The sequence below is a fragment of the Chryseobacterium pennae genome (genome assembly GCF_003385515.1).
GTDB classification, from domain to species: domain Bacteria; phylum Bacteroidota; class Bacteroidia; order Flavobacteriales; family Weeksellaceae; genus Chryseobacterium; species Chryseobacterium pennae.
On sequence record NZ_QNVT01000001.1, the window covers coordinates 21,303 to 39,148 of the forward strand.

Annotated in this window: 16 protein-coding genes; 10 read left to right on the plus strand and 6 right to left on the minus strand. The window is 35.9% G+C overall.

Annotated elements, in window-relative coordinates; translation table 11 throughout:
- Nucleotides 1-113: 113 nt before the first annotated feature.
- From DRF65_RS00085 to DRF65_RS00100, 4 genes are all read left to right on the plus strand, one after another.
- Nucleotides 114-590, plus strand: coding sequence for a Dps family protein (locus DRF65_RS00085; protein ID WP_115967848.1), 477 nt, complete (start codon nucleotides 114-116; stop codon nucleotides 588-590).
- A gap of 94 nt (nucleotides 591-684) precedes the next feature.
- The gene (pncB, locus tag DRF65_RS00090) at nucleotides 685-1,863 is read left to right on the plus strand and encodes a nicotinate phosphoribosyltransferase (RefSeq protein ID WP_115967850.1); all 1,179 of its coding nucleotides are present in this window, start codon (nucleotides 685-687) and stop codon (nucleotides 1,861-1,863) included.
- A gap of 274 nt (nucleotides 1,864-2,137) precedes the next feature.
- Nucleotides 2,138-3,739, plus strand: a complete 1,602-nt coding sequence (locus tag DRF65_RS00095; protein ID WP_115967852.1) for a GEVED domain-containing protein — start codon at nucleotides 2,138-2,140, stop codon at nucleotides 3,737-3,739.
- A 97-nt stretch (nucleotides 3,740-3,836) separates the two neighbouring features.
- Complete coding sequence (locus DRF65_RS00100; RefSeq protein WP_115967854.1) at nucleotides 3,837-4,307, plus strand: YciI family protein; 471 nt, start codon at nucleotides 3,837-3,839, stop codon at nucleotides 4,305-4,307.
- A gap of 35 nt (nucleotides 4,308-4,342) precedes the next feature.
- On the opposite strand, the gene DRF65_RS28340 is transcribed toward DRF65_RS00100, so the two are convergent.
- On the minus strand, nucleotides 4,343-4,513 hold the full coding sequence (locus DRF65_RS28340) for a bacteriocin-like protein (RefSeq protein WP_165852149.1): 171 nt from the start codon (nucleotides 4,511-4,513) through the stop codon (nucleotides 4,343-4,345).
- Between the two features lie 250 nt (nucleotides 4,514-4,763).
- On the opposite strand from DRF65_RS28340, the gene DRF65_RS00105 reads away from it, so the two are divergent.
- Nucleotides 4,764-5,000, plus strand: coding sequence for a hypothetical protein (locus tag DRF65_RS00105; protein ID WP_115967856.1), 237 nt, complete (start codon nucleotides 4,764-4,766; stop codon nucleotides 4,998-5,000).
- Between the two features lie 129 nt (nucleotides 5,001-5,129).
- Nucleotides 5,130-5,885 carry a DUF5995 family protein gene (locus DRF65_RS00110; protein WP_115967858.1) on the plus strand — a complete coding sequence of 252 codons (756 nt, stop codon included), beginning with the start codon at nucleotides 5,130-5,132 and terminating at the stop codon, nucleotides 5,883-5,885.
- 68 nt (nucleotides 5,886-5,953) lie between these two features.
- On the opposite strand, the gene DRF65_RS00115 is transcribed toward DRF65_RS00110, so the two are convergent.
- From DRF65_RS00115 to DRF65_RS00135, 5 genes are all read right to left on the minus strand, one after another.
- On the minus strand, nucleotides 5,954-9,052 hold the full coding sequence (locus DRF65_RS00115) for an efflux RND transporter permease subunit (protein WP_115967860.1): 3,099 nt from the start codon (nucleotides 9,050-9,052) through the stop codon (nucleotides 5,954-5,956).
- Complete coding sequence (locus DRF65_RS00120; protein ID WP_228438418.1) at nucleotides 9,052-10,161, minus strand: efflux RND transporter periplasmic adaptor subunit; 1,110 nt, start codon at nucleotides 10,159-10,161, stop codon at nucleotides 9,052-9,054. Before DRF65_RS00120 ends, DRF65_RS00115 begins: the two co-directional genes overlap by 1 nt.
- Nucleotides 10,162-10,209: 48 nt before the next feature.
- The gene (locus DRF65_RS00125) at nucleotides 10,210-11,484 is read right to left on the minus strand and encodes a TolC family protein (RefSeq protein WP_115967862.1); all 1,275 of its coding nucleotides are present in this window, start codon (nucleotides 11,482-11,484) and stop codon (nucleotides 10,210-10,212) included.
- A gap of 439 nt (nucleotides 11,485-11,923) precedes the next feature.
- Nucleotides 11,924-13,285 carry a HAMP domain-containing sensor histidine kinase gene (locus DRF65_RS00130; protein WP_115967864.1) on the minus strand — a complete coding sequence of 454 codons (1,362 nt, stop codon included), beginning with the start codon at nucleotides 13,283-13,285 and terminating at the stop codon, nucleotides 11,924-11,926.
- 1 nt (nucleotide 13,286) lies between these two features.
- Nucleotides 13,287-13,961, minus strand: a complete 675-nt coding sequence (locus DRF65_RS00135; protein ID WP_115968617.1) for a response regulator transcription factor — start codon at nucleotides 13,959-13,961, stop codon at nucleotides 13,287-13,289.
- Nucleotides 13,962-14,140: 179 nt separating this feature from the next.
- On the opposite strand from DRF65_RS00135, the gene rmuC reads away from it, so the two are divergent.
- The 4 genes from rmuC (at nucleotide 14,141) to DRF65_RS00155 (ending at nucleotide 17,846) form a co-directional block, all read left to right on the plus strand.
- Entirely contained in the window at nucleotides 14,141-15,628 is a 1,488-nt protein-coding gene (gene rmuC, locus DRF65_RS00140; protein ID WP_115968618.1) for a DNA recombination protein RmuC, read from the plus strand.
- A 13-nt stretch (nucleotides 15,629-15,641) separates the two neighbouring features.
- Nucleotides 15,642-16,064 (plus strand): hypothetical protein, encoded by a 423-nt coding sequence (locus DRF65_RS00145; protein WP_115967866.1) that lies wholly within the window; start codon nucleotides 15,642-15,644, stop codon nucleotides 16,062-16,064.
- 32 nt (nucleotides 16,065-16,096) lie between these two features.
- The gene (locus tag DRF65_RS00150; RefSeq protein ID WP_115967868.1) at nucleotides 16,097-16,957 is read left to right on the plus strand and encodes a LytTR family DNA-binding domain-containing protein; all 861 of its coding nucleotides are present in this window, start codon (nucleotides 16,097-16,099) and stop codon (nucleotides 16,955-16,957) included.
- A gap of 97 nt (nucleotides 16,958-17,054) precedes the next feature.
- A complete protein-coding gene (locus tag DRF65_RS00155; protein ID WP_115967870.1) occupies nucleotides 17,055-17,846 on the plus strand; it encodes a CPBP family intramembrane glutamic endopeptidase in 792 nt (263 codons plus the stop codon).

The following is a 17,846-nucleotide window of genomic DNA, read 5'->3' on the forward strand; positions in this document are numbered from 1 at the left end:
TATTAATACTTCCAAACTATTTTTAAAAATTTTCTTATAGTTATCATCTATTAATATACAAAGCTATTCGGCACGATATTTCGTAACTTTGAGATATACAAAAAAATAAACTTATGAAAAATGCCAGTATTATAGGGCTTAAAGAAGCCGACTGCAAGAAAATAGCAGAAAAACTAAATATACTTTTAGCCAACTATTCTGTATTTTATCAGAACACCAGAGGTTCTCACTGGAACATCAAAGGAGATCAGTTTTTTACTCTTCACCCAAAGTTTGAAGAACTTTACAATAGTCTGGTTTTAAAAATCGATGAAATTGCAGAAAGAATCCTTACACTGGGAGCAACTCCGGCACACAACTACTCTGACTATTTAAAAGTAGCAACTATTAAAGAAAGTAAAGAAGTTACGGATGGAACTAAAAGTGTTGAACAGATTCTGGCTTCATTCAAAGTAGTGATCGATCTTCAGAGAGAACTTTTAGACATTACAGATGAAGCTGGTGATGAAGGAACTAACTCTCAAATGAGCGACTATATCACTGAACAGGAGAAAGAAGTTTGGATGTACAATTCTTATTTAGGGAAATAACGGATAAGATCATCAAAATATTTCAAAAAAATCGCCTTACATTTAGGCGATTTTTATTTTTAATTTTTATATTTGCGTTAAAATTACACATATTATGAACGACGTAAGACTGAACTCCATCCTGGATAATGATTTCTATAAAATAACCATGCAGAATGCAGTGGTAAAATTATTCCCTAATTCTATCGTAAAATATGAATTTATCAACAGAGGTAAGCATCATTTTCCGGAAGGTTTTGATGCAGCATTAAAGGAAGCGGTCAACAAGATGGCTGAACTTAAGCTTACTAAAGATGAAAAGAAATTCATGGCCAGAACATGTCCTTATATTGATCTTCCTTATCTGGATTTCCTGGAAGGCTATCACTATGATCCGTCTGAAGTGAAGATCCATCAGGAAGGTGGCGATCTTTCAGTAATTGTTGAAGGGCTTTGGTACAGAACAATTCTTTGGGAAGTTCCTCTATTAGCGTTAATCAGTGAGCTACACTATGAAATGAATCATATGGAGAGGGATTCTAATGAAGAGGTTATGAACAAAACCGTTGAAAAAGCAGATGCTCTGGGCAGGCTTGGCGTTACCTTTGCTGAATTCGGGACCAGAAGAAGGCATTCATATAAGGTACAAAATCTGGTAATGGAAGCTTTAACACAGAAGAAGGAGTCTACATTCATCGGAAGTTCAAATGTACATTTTGCGATGAAATATGGGGTAAAACCTATCGGAACTCATGCTCACGAATGGTTCATGTTCCACGCTGCAGAATATGGTTTCAAGATGGCTAATGAGCTGGCTTTGGAGCATTGGGTAGATGTATACAGAGGTGATCTTGGAGTAGCACTTTCCGACACCTACACTACTGATGTTTTCTTCCAGCAGTTTGATAAAAAATTCGCAAAACTTTTTGATGGTGTACGCCATGACAGTGGTGATGCTCTTGAGTTTGCAGATAAAACCATTGCCCATTATCAAAATAACGGCATTAATCCCATGTTTAAATATATCATTTTCTCTGATGCTTTAAATCTTGAAAAGGTAGAAGAAATTACCAATTATTGCAGAGGAAAAATAGGAATCTCTTTTGGAATAGGAACAAATCTCACCAATGATGTAGGCCTGAAACCGATGAATATCGTGATGAAGCTGATTGGAGTACAGTCTCCTAATAAAGAGTGGATCCCAACAGTAAAACTTTCTGACGAGCATGGAAAATATACAGGTGATCCAAAGATGATTGAACTGGCTAAAGAATTTTTAAGAATAAAAGATTAATTATACTATTAAAATGACTGAAAAATTTTAATAATTATCGTCTGCTTTTTCTTACATACTGAGTATAAAAAACCTTCTATAATTGTGATGAATAGTGCAGGTAGACATTTAATCACCTGCATTTTCATAATACCCATCTTCAAAACAAACACCACAAAATCCTAAAATACCACAATAAAAATAACAATAAGCCTCGTATAAAACGTAAAAAATACTATTCTCTTGTCAATTTAATAAAATATCGTTACTTTCGGCGAAACAAAAACTTTATTTTATGAAAAAATTACTATTCTTGAGTTTTACCGCATTATCTATCATGGGCAGTGCACAAATTTTAGTAACGGAGAGTTTTGAAAACGCAACCTATCCTGGATTTGAAGCCACTGGTGGAGTTACAGGACAAACAGGTACCTATACGGGTTCTGCAGCCTGTAATGGCTCTGGATTTATAGGAGGAATATTAGCTGGTACTTCTGATGCAAACAGAACTCTGGATTTAACGTACACCAAACCTGCAACTATCACCGCCAACGGTAAGAAGATTGACATTAAATTTTCATATTCCATGCTTGCCAATAGCGATGTAAATGATATAGGAGGTACTATGAATGTATCTTACTCTACAGATGGTGGTACTAATTATACACCTATTGGAAGCACCATTACTCTTAGTGAAATAAACGAAACATCCTGCGCAGTATTTACCGGAACCATTCCTGAAAGCGCCAATGTAAATGGAAATTTCAAACTAAGAATAAGAACAGTAGGAACTCTAGGCAGCGGTTACTCTTCTTATATCTTTCTAGATAATGTAAGCATCAAACAAGAAGTAACAGCAATACCAACGTGTGCTACCATAAGCAGCCCAGTAAATGGCGCAACCAATGTTCCTGTTCGCCCACAAATTATGTGGAATGCTGTAGCAGGAGCAGAAATGTATAAAATAAAAGTGGGAACTACCTCAGGAGCTTCAAATGTATATTCCGGGACTTCAACTACTACATCTTTCTCCCCTGCAGCTTCCAGTGCTTTCCCTCAAAACACGACTCTTTATGCTTCAGTTACACCAACTAATGCTTTAGGAGATGCTTCAGGATGTCAGGAAATTTCTTTTACAACAGGAGCTAATCCGTTTATCCCTTATTGTGGTCCTCTAACGGCTAAACTTGGTGTTTATCCAATCTCAAAGGTTCAGATTAGTGATATGACCAACAACTCTACATTATCAGTTGCCCATGAGAATTTCACCAATAAAGTAGCCACGGTTACCCGAGGTACATCCTATCCGCTTTCTCTTGGAGGAGCAGGTGTAGGAATCAATAACCGCTTTGGATTTACAGTATTTATAGATTGGAATCAGAACGGAAGCTTTGCTGACGCGGGAGAAGCATATTTTGTAACTTCTGATTTTGCAGGCGGTGCAGCAGCAAGTGGTGCTACCATTACAGTTAATAAAAACATTGCAGTACCTGCTACAGCAGCATTGGGTAATACCCGTATGAGAGTAAAATACCAGTTTAACGCCTCAGTTACTTCTGTAAGAGCAGAATTATCTGACCCTTGTGCTGACGTGAGCCAAGGACAGGTAGAAGATTACACAATTAATGTACAGGCTACCACACTTGGAACATCTGAAGTAGGGATGAATAAAACTGCAGATATCTCTGTTTATCCTAATCCATTTAAGGATGTTCTAAAAATTTCTGATATAAAAGGAGTAAAATCTATCACAGTAACAGATATTTCCGGCAGACAGCTAAAAACGCTTAAAGCCAGCAATGAAATTAATCTTTCTGATCTGGGTGCAGGTCTTTATCTGATCACCCTTCAAATGGAAGATGGAAACAATAAAGTACTTAAGGCAATTAAGAAGTAATATATTCCTTTAAATACATTGAAAGCGGCAGTTTTACTGTCGCTTTTATTTTTTATCTTAAACATATGAGGTTTTACTATATTTATAAAAAAATATTATGATCTCAAAAATACTATTCATACTCTCTTTCACTATATTCACATTTTCTTTCGCACAGGAAAAGAAAAATGAAAAACCGAAGTTCAATCAGGAGCTTGCCACTTCATTGGGAGCAGATCAATATGGCATGAAGCCCTATACTATTGTTATGCTGACAACCGGTACTGCAAAAATTGAAGATAAAACCAAAATGGGTTCTTTAATGAAAGGCCATATGGAAAACATTGGCAGACTTGCCAACGAAGGGAAAATTGTGGTAGCTGGACCTTTTCTTGAAAAGAATAAGGAAAACTATCGTGGTATGTTTATTTTCAATACAAAATCTAAGGAAGAAGCTGAACAATGGGTAAAAACAGATCCCGCAGTTCAGGCTGGAGTATTCAGCTACGAAGTCTTTCCTTGGTATGGCTCTGCTGCCTTACCTTTATATTTGAAGCATCATGATGAAATTTCAAAAGAAAATCCATAGAAATAAAAAAATCCCTCAGTGAGGGATTTTTTTTATTAGTCCATACAGATATATGGTCTTCGTGGTGGATAGCAACAATAAGGATTACTACAGAAAGTATAATTTGCCGGGCAGAATCCTCCATCCACAGGCACAAGACATACAGCTGCAGCCCCTCCTAAAACAGTTTTCAACTCATTTCTGTCTAAGTTTTTTAAATTTTTCATAGTTATTTAATTTAGTTTTAATTTCCTACTCTTCAAGATTTTCGGATTCCTCTTTTTATTTCTCATTAACTGGAAATAAATATACAATTTATTTTTTAATCAACTGCTTTCCAAATAATTATCAAACAAATACACAATAATATCTCTTTTTTAAATGAATAAATTTGATTATTTTAGCATATAGCAAAACGAACATACCAAACTGGTTGTAAGCGTTTTATAATTATCATCAAAATAAAAAATTAATTCCATGAAAAAAATGAATCTCTCAAAACTTTCGAGAACAGAACTGAAAGATGTATTCGGCGGATATTTACATTTACCGGAATGTCCCGGAGGATGCCCTGGTGAAGGTATGATCAGATGTCCTGACGGCTCAACCACTATGACTAATTTTATATGCATGGGTGGAAGATGTGAACCCGCTGCAAGATGTAAACCATTAGTTCTGGAACCTTTCCCGGATCCGATTACAATCACCCCATAACCTGATCAATAAGAAATAAAGTGAGCTTCCGGCTCACTTTTTAAATATTAAAAAGATCATTCTACAAGTTTCCAAAGCCATACATCACTGATCACAGGTTTTTATTATCTTTAAATAAACAAACCTATCATGAAAACCATTGAGGAAGTCCTGAAAAAACTTGATGAAATTATCATCTGGTGTAAGGAAAATAAAAGTCCTGCGGGATATTTCGCCTGTACTTACCGTATCATGACAGCACAGGTTCTAAAAGGGATTCAACAAAAGAAATTTGAGGACAATCCCAGAATGACACTACTTGATTTAGCTTTTGCTCAGCGCTATCTTGAAGCATGGAAAAACTACAGCAATGCTAAAAAATGTACCAATGCCTGGTATATAGCTTTTGAAGCCACCAAAAATAAAGATCTTCTGATACTACAGCATATTTTTTTGGGAATGAATGCCCATATCAATCTGGATCTGGGAATTTCTGCAGCTTCTATTATGCCCTACCGGAAAATCAATCCCTTAAAAAAGGATTTTGAGAATATCAATACCGTTATTGCCTCCATTAATCAGAAAGTTCAGGATGCTCTCAACATAATATGCTACCCGGTACAGCTTATTGATCAACTTTCTAATGGAAAAGATAATGCCGTTCTGGATTTTGCAATATCCAGAGCCAGAGATACATCATGGGCCACCGCTGTTATTTCTTCAAACACCCCTAATTTCTTAAAGGAATCAGTCATCAGCATTGTAGATTATGCCGCGGCAAAAGTTGCCACCCAAATCTTAAATCCTAAGATCCTCACTCCTGCCCTACTCCAAGAACTGAAAAAATGTGAAAGTAATGATGTAGTAAAGAATATTGAAATTCTGGAATCTACGAAAACCGCTTAAGCTCAAAATAAAAAGGCCGGGATCTTCCTCACGGATCCCGGCCAAATAATGAACAAATAAAAAAGAAACTACATTGCTTCCTTATGCTTTTTACGATAAGCATAGTGGAACACAATAGGTAATATGGTAAATGAAAGCAGCATACAGATAATTAATCCGCCTACAATCATAATGGCTAAAGGTTTTTGAATTTCGGAACCCATTCCGTTAGACATGGCTGCCGGAAGAAGTCCCATAGATCCCATCAGAGCAATCATCACTACCGGACGTATTCTGCTTTTCACTCCTTCTGAAATGGATTCTTTGAGAGACATTCTGTTCTGCAGATTCTCTTTCATTACTCCAATCAGAACAATGCCGTCAATAGTAGCTACTCCAAAAAGAATAATAAACCCGATCCCGGCCGAGATTCCAAAGATGGTTCCCGTAAACCACAGGGATAAAAATCCGCCAATGAATGCAAAGGCCAATGTAATGGAAGAGATCAGCGTATCTTTTACATTTCCGAAATTAAAATACAGCAACATCAGAATAAGTACCAATGAAATAGGAACTACCATTGTCAATTGCTTAGCAGCTCTTTCTTTGCTTTCAAATTCACCGGCCCATGTCATTTTATGGCTTTTCGGAAGTTTTACATCTTTATCTACTTTTTCTTTCGCTTCCTTAATGGTACTTCCCAAATCGCGCCCTTCAATATTGAATCCTACTCCAATGTATCTGCTGTTTCCTTCACGGTAAATAAATGAGGGCCCGGTATGATAATCAATAGTTGCAATTTCTTTCAATGGCACTTTCTTATTATCCTGGGTCGGAATCAGAATATTTTCCATTTTTTCAGGAGTGTCACGATAATCTTTTTCAAATCTCAGCATTACATCAAACATTCTTTCTTCTTCATAGAACTTGGTCGCTGCCTGCCCACCGATGGTCATTTCAATTACAGCCTGAGCATCTGCTGTGGAAACTCCGTATTTTGCCATTTTAGAATCGTGAAGCTGTATTCTGAGTTCCGGAAGTCCTATATTTTTAAAGACATTCACATCTGAAATTCCCGGAACTGTTCTGATGGAATTGGCTACCTGATTGGCATAATTTTCAAGTTCGAACAGATCATTCCCGAATATCTTAATCACCAATGGTGCTTTTACTCCTGCTACATATTCTTCCACATTATCCTGAATAGGCTGGCTGAATCCAAAATTGATTCCCGGATATCTTTCAAGGGAAGTCCTCATTTCATCCAGAAGTTTATCCTTTGATATCTTTTTCTTCCATTCATTTTCAGGCTTCAGCTGGATATTAAATTCGATATTAAAGAATCCTGTAGGGTCTGTTCCGTCATTCGGACGGCCCGTTTGGGTCATTACAAATTTCACTTCATCATACTTCATGAGAATCTCTTTCATTTCTTTGGTCAGACGTACAGATTCATCCAGATTCACACTGTTCGGAAGTGTGGCACGTACATAAATGGCTCCTTCATTCAACTTAGGTAAAAATTCTGAACCGTAGTTTGAAAACCTCCATCCACAAAGCGTAAGTAAAGCAACAAAACCGACCATAAATGCTTTTTTATGACGAATACTAAATTCATAAATTCTATAAATATTCACCCTGAAGAATCTTGAAATAAAGTTTTCTTTTTCTTCAATATTTTTGGTTAATAAAAGCTTACACATTGCCGGAACATAGGTTAAACTCAGAATCAATGACCCCAACAGAGCATACCCCAGTGTAAATGCCAAAGGAGAGAACATTTTTCCTTCCACTTTCTGGAAAGAGAAGATCGGCATCAAGGCTACAATCAGGATTAATAATGCAAAGAAAATATAGCTTGCCACACTTCCTGCACTTTTCTTGATGATTCCCAGTTTGGAAATTTTATTAAATCTCTTTAATCCAATCTTCTTGGCTTTCAATTCAAGGGCAACAAATACATGTTCAACGATGACGAGTGTCCCTTCCAGTAATAGCCCAAAGTCCAAAGCACCCATAGAAATCAGGTTGGCCGGAAGTCCCTGAATTTTCAGCATAATAATGGCAAAAAGAAAAGCCAGCGGAATGACTGAGGCCACAATAAATGTTGTCCGCCAGTTATAAAGGAAGATGAATACAATAATGGAAACCAGAATAACTCCTTCAATCAGGTTTTTGGAAACCGTATGAACGGTTGTATTGACTAATTCTGTACGGTCAATGATCGGAACAATCTGAACATCTCCCGGTAATTCACCGCCATTTAACTGTTCTATTCTATCCTTAAGCCTTGCAATTACTTCACTTGGATTTTCTCCACGAAGCATAATAACAATTCCTTCTACTACATCATTCTCTTTGTTGTATCCTACCTGTCCCAATCTTGGTTTTGCCGACACTTTTACTTCTGCAACGTGTTTTACCAGAATAGGGGTAGAACCTTTTACTTCAATCTGAATATTTTCAATATCCTCCTTCTTCTCTAAAAGACCAATCCCCCGCACCACATAAGCCTGATCTCCTTTTGCTACAACATCTCCACCTACATTGATATTACTCTTCGAAACTGCTTCATACACATCCAGGGGGGAAAGGTCATAATTGTGTAATTCTGTAGGATTAATTTTTATTTCATATGTTTTTTCTTCACCTCCAAAGCTTACCACATCAGCCACTCCGGGAACAGCCAGCAGCTCTCTTTCAACCACCCAATCCTGGATAGCGGTTACTTCTTTTATTGGTAATCTACTTTTAATAATATATCGGTATATTTCACCGGTAGCTCCTGATGGAGGCTCAATACTGTATTCTGCCCCTGAAGGGAGATTTACATTTCCTAATTTATTGGAGGCATATTGCTGTGCATAAAAGTCGTTGACATGATCATCAAAAATCACCGTAACTACCGATAACCCGAATAAAGAAATAGACCGTACCGAAGTTTTATTCGGAATGGCATTCATCTCTTTTGAGATTGGCAGTGTGACAAACTTTTCTATTTCCTCAGCACTTCTTCCCGGCCATTGGGTAATTACCCTCACTCTGGTATTGGTAACATCCGGAAATGCCTCAATAGGAGTGTGTATATAGGAATAGATTCCTCCAAGCAACAACATGAAAGTTCCTAAAAGAACAATCAGTGAATTTTTCAAAGAGAAGGAAACTATGTTCTGTACAAATTTTCGCATTACTTCTTAGAATTATTTAATTGGTTTTTCAGGTTCTCATAAATCAACAATCCATTGGAAGCTATTACATTTTCACCTTGCTTCAGATTTCCTTCTACATATATATATTGACTGTTTGAAGCGATCTCTGTTACAGGTCTTATTTCAAGTTCACAGTCTTTTTTGTACACTACTACATAACTCTGATTATTGTCAAAGACCAACGCCTTTGCAGGAATCGCCAAGGCTGATTTATTTTGTGAATTTACAGGCAGTACAACATCTGCAGACATTCCGGGCCTTAGTTTCATTCCGTTATTATCCATAATGATCTTAGCTTTCAGCACTCTTTCATTTTCATTAAAAACCTGGGAAATATTGTTGATCTTTCCTGAAAAGCTATCATCCGGATAGGCCAACGTTTTTACAACTACAGGCTGATCTACGTATACATGCCTCATATTGGTTGCATACACATTCGCCATTACCCAAACCTTATCCAGATTGGAAATGGTAAAAAGCTGGTCACCACCGGCAGTTACAGGCATTCCTTTCGAAATATTCTTGGAAATCACATATCCGTCTGCAGGTGCTTTAATCTGAATGGTACTTCCACCTGCAGAATACAGCTGCATATTCTTTTGAGTTTTTGAAATATTAGATTGAAGAATCGTAACCTCTGCTCTTGCTTCCTGAAGATCTTTCTGAGAAGCAATATCATCTTTATACATCGCTTCTACAGAGGATAATTTTCTTTTAGCTACGGCAAGCTGAGCCTGTAATGTTTGGGTATCATCCTGCATTTCATTGACAGCCGTACTTTTTACACTGGCCAGAGCCTGTCCTTTTTTTACATAATCTCCAAGAGAAAAATAAGTATCGGTAACTATTCCGTCTACAAGGCTTACAAAGGGAACTGTTTTATCGGAATTGCTTTCCACTTCTCCGGTAAGGGTAATACTTTCTTCAATCGGAAGCATTTCAGCTTTAGCCAGTTTAATATCTTTTTTAAGTTCTTTGCTGATACAATAATTCTTTTCCACTTCATCAGTCTGCTTCTGGTCTTTACAACCTGTAAGCACAACCAGACCAGACAGATAAATTATCGCGATATATTTAGTAGTATTCATTCTCATAAGTAGATGTTCATATTTTTTAAGGTCATTCTTAATGGGCACTTACAAATCCTGTCCTACAACATATTGCAGGTTTTCATAATATTGGTTAAGCTCTTTTTTAGTATCCAGAATAATCATTTTATTGCCGATATAGGTATCCAGAAAATCCATATACTCCAGCATACTGATGTTTCTCAGTCTGAAGTTCTTTTCATGGCTTACCAATAAACCATCCAGCGTAGATTCGTAAGTGTCATCAATCTCTTCAGAAACTTGTTGGGTACGGATATAGTTTCTGAAAACAGAGACTATTTCATTCTCCGACTTCAGCAGATTTTTACGGGTCTCATTTTTACTTTTTTCAATTTCCAGTCTGGCTTCCTGGATATTTCCTTTATTTCTGTCGAAGATGGGAAGGTCAACTGAAACTCCCAGCCCAATAAAGTCTTTCATAATATTTCCACCACGGTCATATCCTATTGAAACGGCTACATCTGGAGTTTTCATGGCATTCTGAATCTCAAGACTTTTAGCAGCATGTTTCTCCTTATTCTTGGAGATCAGGATATCAGGACGATTTTCCTTTGCTTTTTCAAGCCATTGTGTTAACTCGATTTCTGAAAGTTGCTTTTCCGGCATTGCGAATGAATCTGAAATCACCAGATAAGAACTGGATGGAATCATCAGTAGGGATTTTAGCTCCGCCTGCTGTTCTTCAATTTCCTGCTTCAATGAAACAAGTTTTTTCTTGAATTCAATTTCCTGAGCCTTCAGACGGATATATTCTGCCTTACTGATATTCCCCAGAGTTAACTGATTGTTGTAGGATTTTGTTAATTTTTCGATAGAAGCTATTTGCCCCTGATACATTTTTTGTTGCTCCTGATTGTACTGAATTTCAGTAATCGAATTCCTTAAGGTCTTTTTCAGTTCACGCAAGACTTCCTGCAGTTCATACTTTTCGCCTTCCACTTCTATTTTTTGAAGTTCAATATTTTTTCTTCGCTTCCCTGCGGTCTGAATCACCTGTTCTATTTCTGCTGAGATCTGGCTATTCTTTCCCCAGTTTCCAATTAGGGCTGGCTGCTCTTCAATATCATAAGTCCGCCAGAGATTCACTTCACTGATGCTTAATTTAGGATTTGGCCAGTATTTCGCCTGGAGCGCTCTGGCTTCTGCCTGAGATATTTCCAGTTTCTGAGCAATAAGATCAAGGTTATTGGCAAGAAAGATTGTTTCAGCCTCCTTTCTGCTGATCTTCAGGGTATCTGACATCTGTGCTGAAAAGAAACTGAAACAATGAATATAAAAAAGGGTAAAAAAAATCTTCTTCAAGGTCTCTTATTTTAAGACCACAAAGCTATTCTCCTAATATTAGAGCCAATTTCGAATGAAATTAAAATTCAATTAGGCCAACATTAGAGTTTGATTAGAATAGGTTGGGATTTATTTTAAATCTCTCGCAGATCATGCAGATTAAGTAGATTTTAAATACAAATATTCGTGAGATCTGTGGGAAATAGAATTTAATTAGCTTTTTAAGAAAATAGCTGGCCACAAAAGTTGCAAAAGATTTAAACACTTCAGTGATTTAAGATAAAACATATTGCATAAAAAGTATACATAAGCTTTTGAAAATCATCTATTTTAAAATCCTAAAACATCTGGAAAACCTACATAAGATTAAGATCAACAGAAACGGACCAAAGTCCGTTTACATATAAATAAGGATTCGATTGGCTTTAGCCAAAACCTAAAAAAGAGTCTTACAATTCTAGAAATTAGCAGGAAATACAAGCAGGACAGTTGTACCCACATCTACTGTAGAATCAATATTCATTATAATATGATGGTGGTCAAAAATACTTCTTGATAATGACAACCCAATACCACTTCCTTTAACTCCCTCCACATTCTTTCCTCTGTAGAACGTTTCTGTAATCTTAGCCAGATCATCCGCAGGAATTCCTTTTCCCTGATCTTTCACCTCAATATTCAGTTGATTATTCTTTTCTGATAAGATAATCTCTACAGGATGGCTATAAGAATACTTAATTGCATTTTCCACAATATTATATAAAGCCAGATAAAGAAGGGTTTCATTTCCCGGAAATTCCAGTAAAGCAGGCTTTGCCACCTGAAGCTGTATTTTAATATTAGAATGATTCTCTTTCGCCCGGGGTTCCAGTTTTGCATATATCTTCCAGATCAGTTCATCTATTCTTACCTGCTTGTGGGAAGATTCCAACTTGGTCATCCCTGACATCAGAAGAAGATTATTAAGAATATTTTCAATCTCATACACGTTATCCAGAGATTCTTTGGCTACTTTTTTATACTCTTCCGGAGTACGGTCTTTCTGAGCAAATACTTCCAGGTTTCCGGAAATAGCGGCTAAAGGTGTTTTAAACTCATGAGAAACATAGTTGATAAAATTCTGCTGCAACAGCACATTTTCAGAAATACGACCTAATAATTTATTATACGATTTAATCAGATCTTCAATCTCATCATTGGTATTTGTGGAGGTAATAGCCGTAGAAATATTATTATAATCTACTTTATTAATACGTTCCACCACATTAGAAATAGGTTTATACACAACTTTTGACAGATACCAGCTTAAAAAATAAATAGCAAGCAGACCAATAATCAATACAGAAAGCATGATAATAGAAAGCCTCCAGATCTGTGATTGAAATGAATCATTTGGAAATTTTACAAAAACAACGAAGTCTCCCTGATTATCCGGATAAAAAATACCATAATAGAACTGGTTACCAGACATAAACTGGGTTCCTTTATTATTTCTTGCAGCCTGTAAATGAATGGGCTTAATATTTTCATCATTCAGGTTTTGTCCGAACGTCACCTCATTATTTTGGTTATAAACCGCTACCTGATTATTCTGAATAAGATGTTTATATTCCTGTTTAATCTGGGCATGTCTGTCTTTGGGCAATTCATCTTTTTCAAGATAATAAATGGCAGAAATCAGGGCTGTATTCCTAAGCTTTTCAAAATAAAAAATCTTCGTACTGTCATAATACGCAAAAAATATCACCGCAGATGTGATGATAGAAACAATGCCGAATGAAAGGCTGGAAATAAGGGTAAACCTGTTCCTGAGTGTCATTTTAATCTTTAATTAAATATCCCGTTCCTTTGACAGTATGAATAATTTTCTGTTCCGATTCATCAATCTTGTTTCGGACATACGAAATGTAAACATCTACTACGTTCGTTGAACTGTCAAAATCGATCCCCCAGACGTTATGCAAAATCTGAGTTCTACTCAACACTTTGTTTTTATTCTCCATAAGGAAAGTAAAAAGTTTGTATTCTGTAGGAGAAAATTCGATTTCCTTATCATTCTGGGTTACCTTGTGAAGATCTGTATCAATGACAATATTACCACATGACAGGTAATGATCTTCTTTCTGATAGCTTAACTTATTTCTTCTTGTCAATGCTTTGATCCTTGAAATCAATTCTTCAAAATGAAATGGTTTGGATAAATAATCATCAGCTCCCAGATCCAGCATTTTAATTTTATCATCCGGACTGTTCAATGCACTTAAAACTAAAATTGGAGTATAATTTCCCTTAAACCTTATGATTTGTGTGAGCTGCATTCCATCCAGTCCCGGAAGCATAATATCCATTAATATAATATCAAAATCATAGGTATGAAGAATTTCTCTGGCCTTTTCCCCTGAATCTGCAAGCGTCATATTATAACCGGCTTCCGAAAGTCCTTTCAGCAGAAAGCTGCTAATTCTCTGATCGTCTTCTACCAATAAGATATTCATAATATTTCTGAAATTTCCCATAAATATAGGAATTCTGATTGAAGAAAGGAAGTCAGAACAAAGGATGCGGGGATTTCTCCAGAGATTGGGGAATGGTTAATAAGGAACTGAAACTCCTTTCGGAAATTTATTATTCAGCATCAACTTCCAGCCTTTTTTCCTAATTTTGAAGAATGGAGATGACTTATTTAATCATTGGATGTATTGTTGGCGGAGTCCTTGGAGCCATTATTTTATATTTTGCCTTGAAATCGTCTACGGTTTCAAGAACCTCTTACGATGAACTCAATTTTTCACATATTAAAAACAAATCTGACCTTGAAAATTCAAACACAAAGGTCCTGGAACTGAATCAGAACCTCAGTAAAGAAAAGGAACTCAATATACAGCAGCAGGATCTTCTGAATGATCTTAAAAATGAATTTGCCAGGCTCTCTGCACAGCATTCTTCACTCAACAGCCAATTTCAGGAGCAGAAACAAATGTCCTTAAAACAGGATTTTCATATAGAAACCCTTATTGCTGAAAAACAGGATTTTTTTGCTAAAAACGCTGAGCTTTCTGCCCAGAACGAAAGTCTCCAGAAATCCCTGAATACCCAAAAAGAAGAGATCACCAAAATACAGGAAGAATCCAAACTGCAGTTTGAAAATCTGGCCAATAAGATTTTAGAAGAAAAAACAGAGAAGTTCACCACTTTAAATCAGAATAACTTAAAAAACATCCTTGAACCTTTCCAGGAAAAAATTACAGATTTAAAAAACAGGGTGAATGAAGCCTATGAAAAGGAAAACAAAGAACGTTTCTCTCTGGCCGAAAAGGTAAAAGAACTTGCAGAACTGAACCAGCAGATCTCAGAGGATGCCAAAAAATTAACCCGGGCCCTCAAAGGAGAAAGTAAAACCCAGGGAAATTGGGGTGAAATGATACTTGAAAGTATCCTTGAAAAATCAGGGTTGGTAAAAGGAAGAGAATATTTCCTTGAACATGAGCTTCGTGATGAAGACAACAAAGCCCTCTTCTCAGAATTTTCCGGTAAAAAAATGCGTCCTGATGCTGTTGTAAAATATCCGGATGAAAGAAATGTTATTATTGATTCTAAAGTTTCTCTTACTGCATTTACAGAATTAGTGGATGAAACTGATCAGGATGTCTATTTGATGAAACTTAATCAGCATTTAGGTTCCATCAAAAACCATATTACACAGCTTAGCCAGAAAGCTTATGATGATTATGGAAAATCTTTGGATTTTGTGATGATGTTTATTCCTAGTGAACCCGCATATATTGCCGCGATGCAGGCTGACCAAAACCTTTGGAACTATGCTTATGACAGAAGAATTTTATTGTTGAATCCAAGTAACCTGATCACCTCTTTAAAACTGATCGCAGATCTCTGGAAACGTGAATATCAGAACAAAAATGCCCTTGAAATTGCTGATAGAGGAGCCAGATTATATGATAAATTTGTAGGGTTTGTAGATAATCTTGAAAAAGTAGGCCGAAACCTTGACCTTGCCAAGAATGTTTACAATGATGCTTACAAACAACTATATACAGGAAATGACAACCTCGTGATCCAAACTCAAAAATTGAAATCATTGGGAATTAAAAATAAAAAAGACCTTCCTCAAAGTCTTATTGACAACAGTAATTTGATAGAATAAAAACAGGAATACCATGAAAAAATCAAATCTTATCTTATTAATATGTCTTGCTCTCTACATAGCTTCACTTCCTTTCACTGCAGTGTATGCAAAAGGTCATGAAATGAGCGGGTTGGCCTGTGCTCTTTTAGGCTGGGCAGAAATGGAGGGTGGTGGAATAGCATGGATGGCTAATCCTTTGCTTTTTATCGGAGCTTTTTTCCTGCTCTTAAAACAAGTAAAAATAGCTGCAGCACTTAGCCTTATTGCCTTTGGCCTTACGTTTTGTTATCTATCCGTTGGTGAAATTACGGTGAATGAAGCGGGACATCAATTCCCCATAACAGGGTATGGCCCGGGATATTTTCTTTGGATAGCAAGCTGTTTTACTTTATTGTCAGGCTGTATTATTCTTATCGTTACTTCTAAAAAAAATAAAGATCAAAATCCCACATAACTGATAAACTGAAATTTTGAAAAACTAAAGACATGCTTTCTTTTACGCCTTATTCATATCCTAAATCACACTCTGTAAAGGAGATACTGCTTTCCTCTCTTACAGCAGGAGTGGTAGTTTATCTTTTCCTGATTATCTTTCAACCTTTTGGTACAGAAAACTTTCATCATCCTTATAAATACCTTATTCTTTTTCCTTATACTCTTATTTTCGGAGCAGCATTTTTTATCTCAAGTCTTTGCGTCTCCCGGTTCGATGAGTGGAATCTTGTATCAGAACTATTAAAAATATTGGCCATTTTATTTCTGGGATCAGTCTTTTCTTATTTTTATAATTCATTATTTATAAGTCACGTACCCCTTAGTTTCGAAAATTATGGCTATATGTTCCTTTATTCTATGGCCATTGGAATTCCTACATCTTCCATTTATATTTTATCAAGATATATTTATTTAAAAAATTCCCGCGAGAATATCTCCGAAGATATTGACTCCATAAGCAATCCGGTAAATTCAACAAAAGCTGTTCTTACAATTTCAATCAATACTACAGAGCTGAGAGTTGCTGAAGATGATTTCTTATGTATTCAGTCTATGGAAAACTATTGTACACTATATTATTTGGACAACAATACTGTAAAAAAACTGTTACTCAGAATAAGTCTTTCCGGTATTCTAATGCAGGTACAAACCCAGACAATCAAAAGATGTCATCGTTCTTATATTGTTAATCTAGAAAAAGTAAAAAGTCTAAAGGGGAATGCTCAGGGCTACAAATTGATTCTTCCTGAAATTGATTTTAATATTCCTGTATCAAGAAGCTTTATATCAGTTAGTATTCCTCAATTACAGAAGCTTTATATCAGTTATTATTCCTCAATTACAGAAGCTTAAAAAATAGAAGTTTGTCATTGGTCACTATTTCTTGATGCTCATCACAATAAATTGATCTGCATTCCGGAAAGCCACATTTTTGCTCAAAATAATTAACATGAGTAAAAACATCCGCTTCATTTTTATCTTTATCCTGGGATTTGTAATCTATTATTTCTTTGATCTTTTTTACTTTAAAAGTATTCAGTATTTCATAAAAGACCTTTCGCACAGCAAAGCTATAGCCCATGTTTTGGCCTACATCATTACTCTGATCCCGTTAATGATTACCCTGAAAATTTTATTTCCAAAAAAGCCTATCATTAATTTGTTTTCACTGGACAGATCTGCTATTAAAGGATTTTCTTTAGCTTTTTTAGGAACCTTACCTATGTTAATTGGTTACATAATACACTTTACAATAACCGATACAGTAAATTATGAATCATTATTCATCAATACCCTATCATCTGCATTCTTCGAAGAAATAATATTCAGAGCCTTTCTCATTGGTACATTATATAGATTTACCAGGCTGGGATTTCTGTCATCAATTCTGTTGGGATCACTATTATTTGCACAAATTCATTTATATCAGAGTCAAAATATGACAGAACTTATTGAAATATTTGCTATTACATTTCTGGGTTCGGTATTTTTCACATGGGTATATTTTGAACAGAATTTTAATCTATGGGTTGCTATATTTCTTCATTTTCTCATGAACCTGTATTGGGAGATATTCAATGTTTCAGAAAATGTTTCCGGAAACCTATTCGGAAATCTGTATAAATTTTTATCTATATTTTTAATAATAGGAATGGTTGTCTACCATAAAAAGAAGAGTAAAAGTACATTTCAGATCACCTGGAAAAGCCTTTTTATAAAAAGCAAAGAAGTACAATCATAA

Coding starts and splice junctions, on each gene's coding strand:
- DRF65_RS00085 (WP_115967848.1), top strand. CDS start 114: ATGAAAAATGCCAGTATTATAGGGCTTAAAGAAGCCGACTGCAAGAAA.
- pncB (WP_115967850.1), top strand. CDS start 685: ATGAACGACGTAAGACTGAACTCCATCCTGGATAATGATTTCTATAAA.
- DRF65_RS00095 (WP_115967852.1), top strand. CDS start 2,138: ATGAAAAAATTACTATTCTTGAGTTTTACCGCATTATCTATCATGGGC.
- DRF65_RS00100 (WP_115967854.1), top strand. CDS start 3,837: ATGATCTCAAAAATACTATTCATACTCTCTTTCACTATATTCACATTT.
- DRF65_RS28340 (WP_165852149.1), bottom strand. CDS start 4,513: ATGAAAAATTTAAAAAACTTAGACAGAAATGAGTTGAAAACTGTTTTA.
- DRF65_RS00105 (WP_115967856.1), top strand. CDS start 4,764: ATGAAAAAAATGAATCTCTCAAAACTTTCGAGAACAGAACTGAAAGAT.
- DRF65_RS00110 (WP_115967858.1), top strand. CDS start 5,130: ATGAAAACCATTGAGGAAGTCCTGAAAAAACTTGATGAAATTATCATC.
- DRF65_RS00115 (WP_115967860.1), bottom strand. CDS start 9,052: ATGCGAAAATTTGTACAGAACATAGTTTCCTTCTCTTTGAAAAATTCA.
- DRF65_RS00120 (WP_228438418.1), bottom strand. CDS start 10,161: ATGAATACTACTAAATATATCGCGATAATTTATCTGTCTGGTCTGGTT.
- DRF65_RS00130 (WP_115967864.1), bottom strand. CDS start 13,285: ATGACACTCAGGAACAGGTTTACCCTTATTTCCAGCCTTTCATTCGGC.
- DRF65_RS00135 (WP_115968617.1), bottom strand. CDS start 13,961: ATGAATATCTTATTGGTAGAAGACGATCAGAGAATTAGCAGCTTTCTG.
- rmuC (WP_115968618.1), top strand. CDS start 14,141: ATGACTTATTTAATCATTGGATGTATTGTTGGCGGAGTCCTTGGAGCC.
- DRF65_RS00145 (WP_115967866.1), top strand. CDS start 15,642: ATGAAAAAATCAAATCTTATCTTATTAATATGTCTTGCTCTCTACATA.
- DRF65_RS00150 (WP_115967868.1), top strand. CDS start 16,097: ATGCTTTCTTTTACGCCTTATTCATATCCTAAATCACACTCTGTAAAG.
- DRF65_RS00155 (WP_115967870.1), top strand. CDS start 17,055: ATGAGTAAAAACATCCGCTTCATTTTTATCTTTATCCTGGGATTTGTA.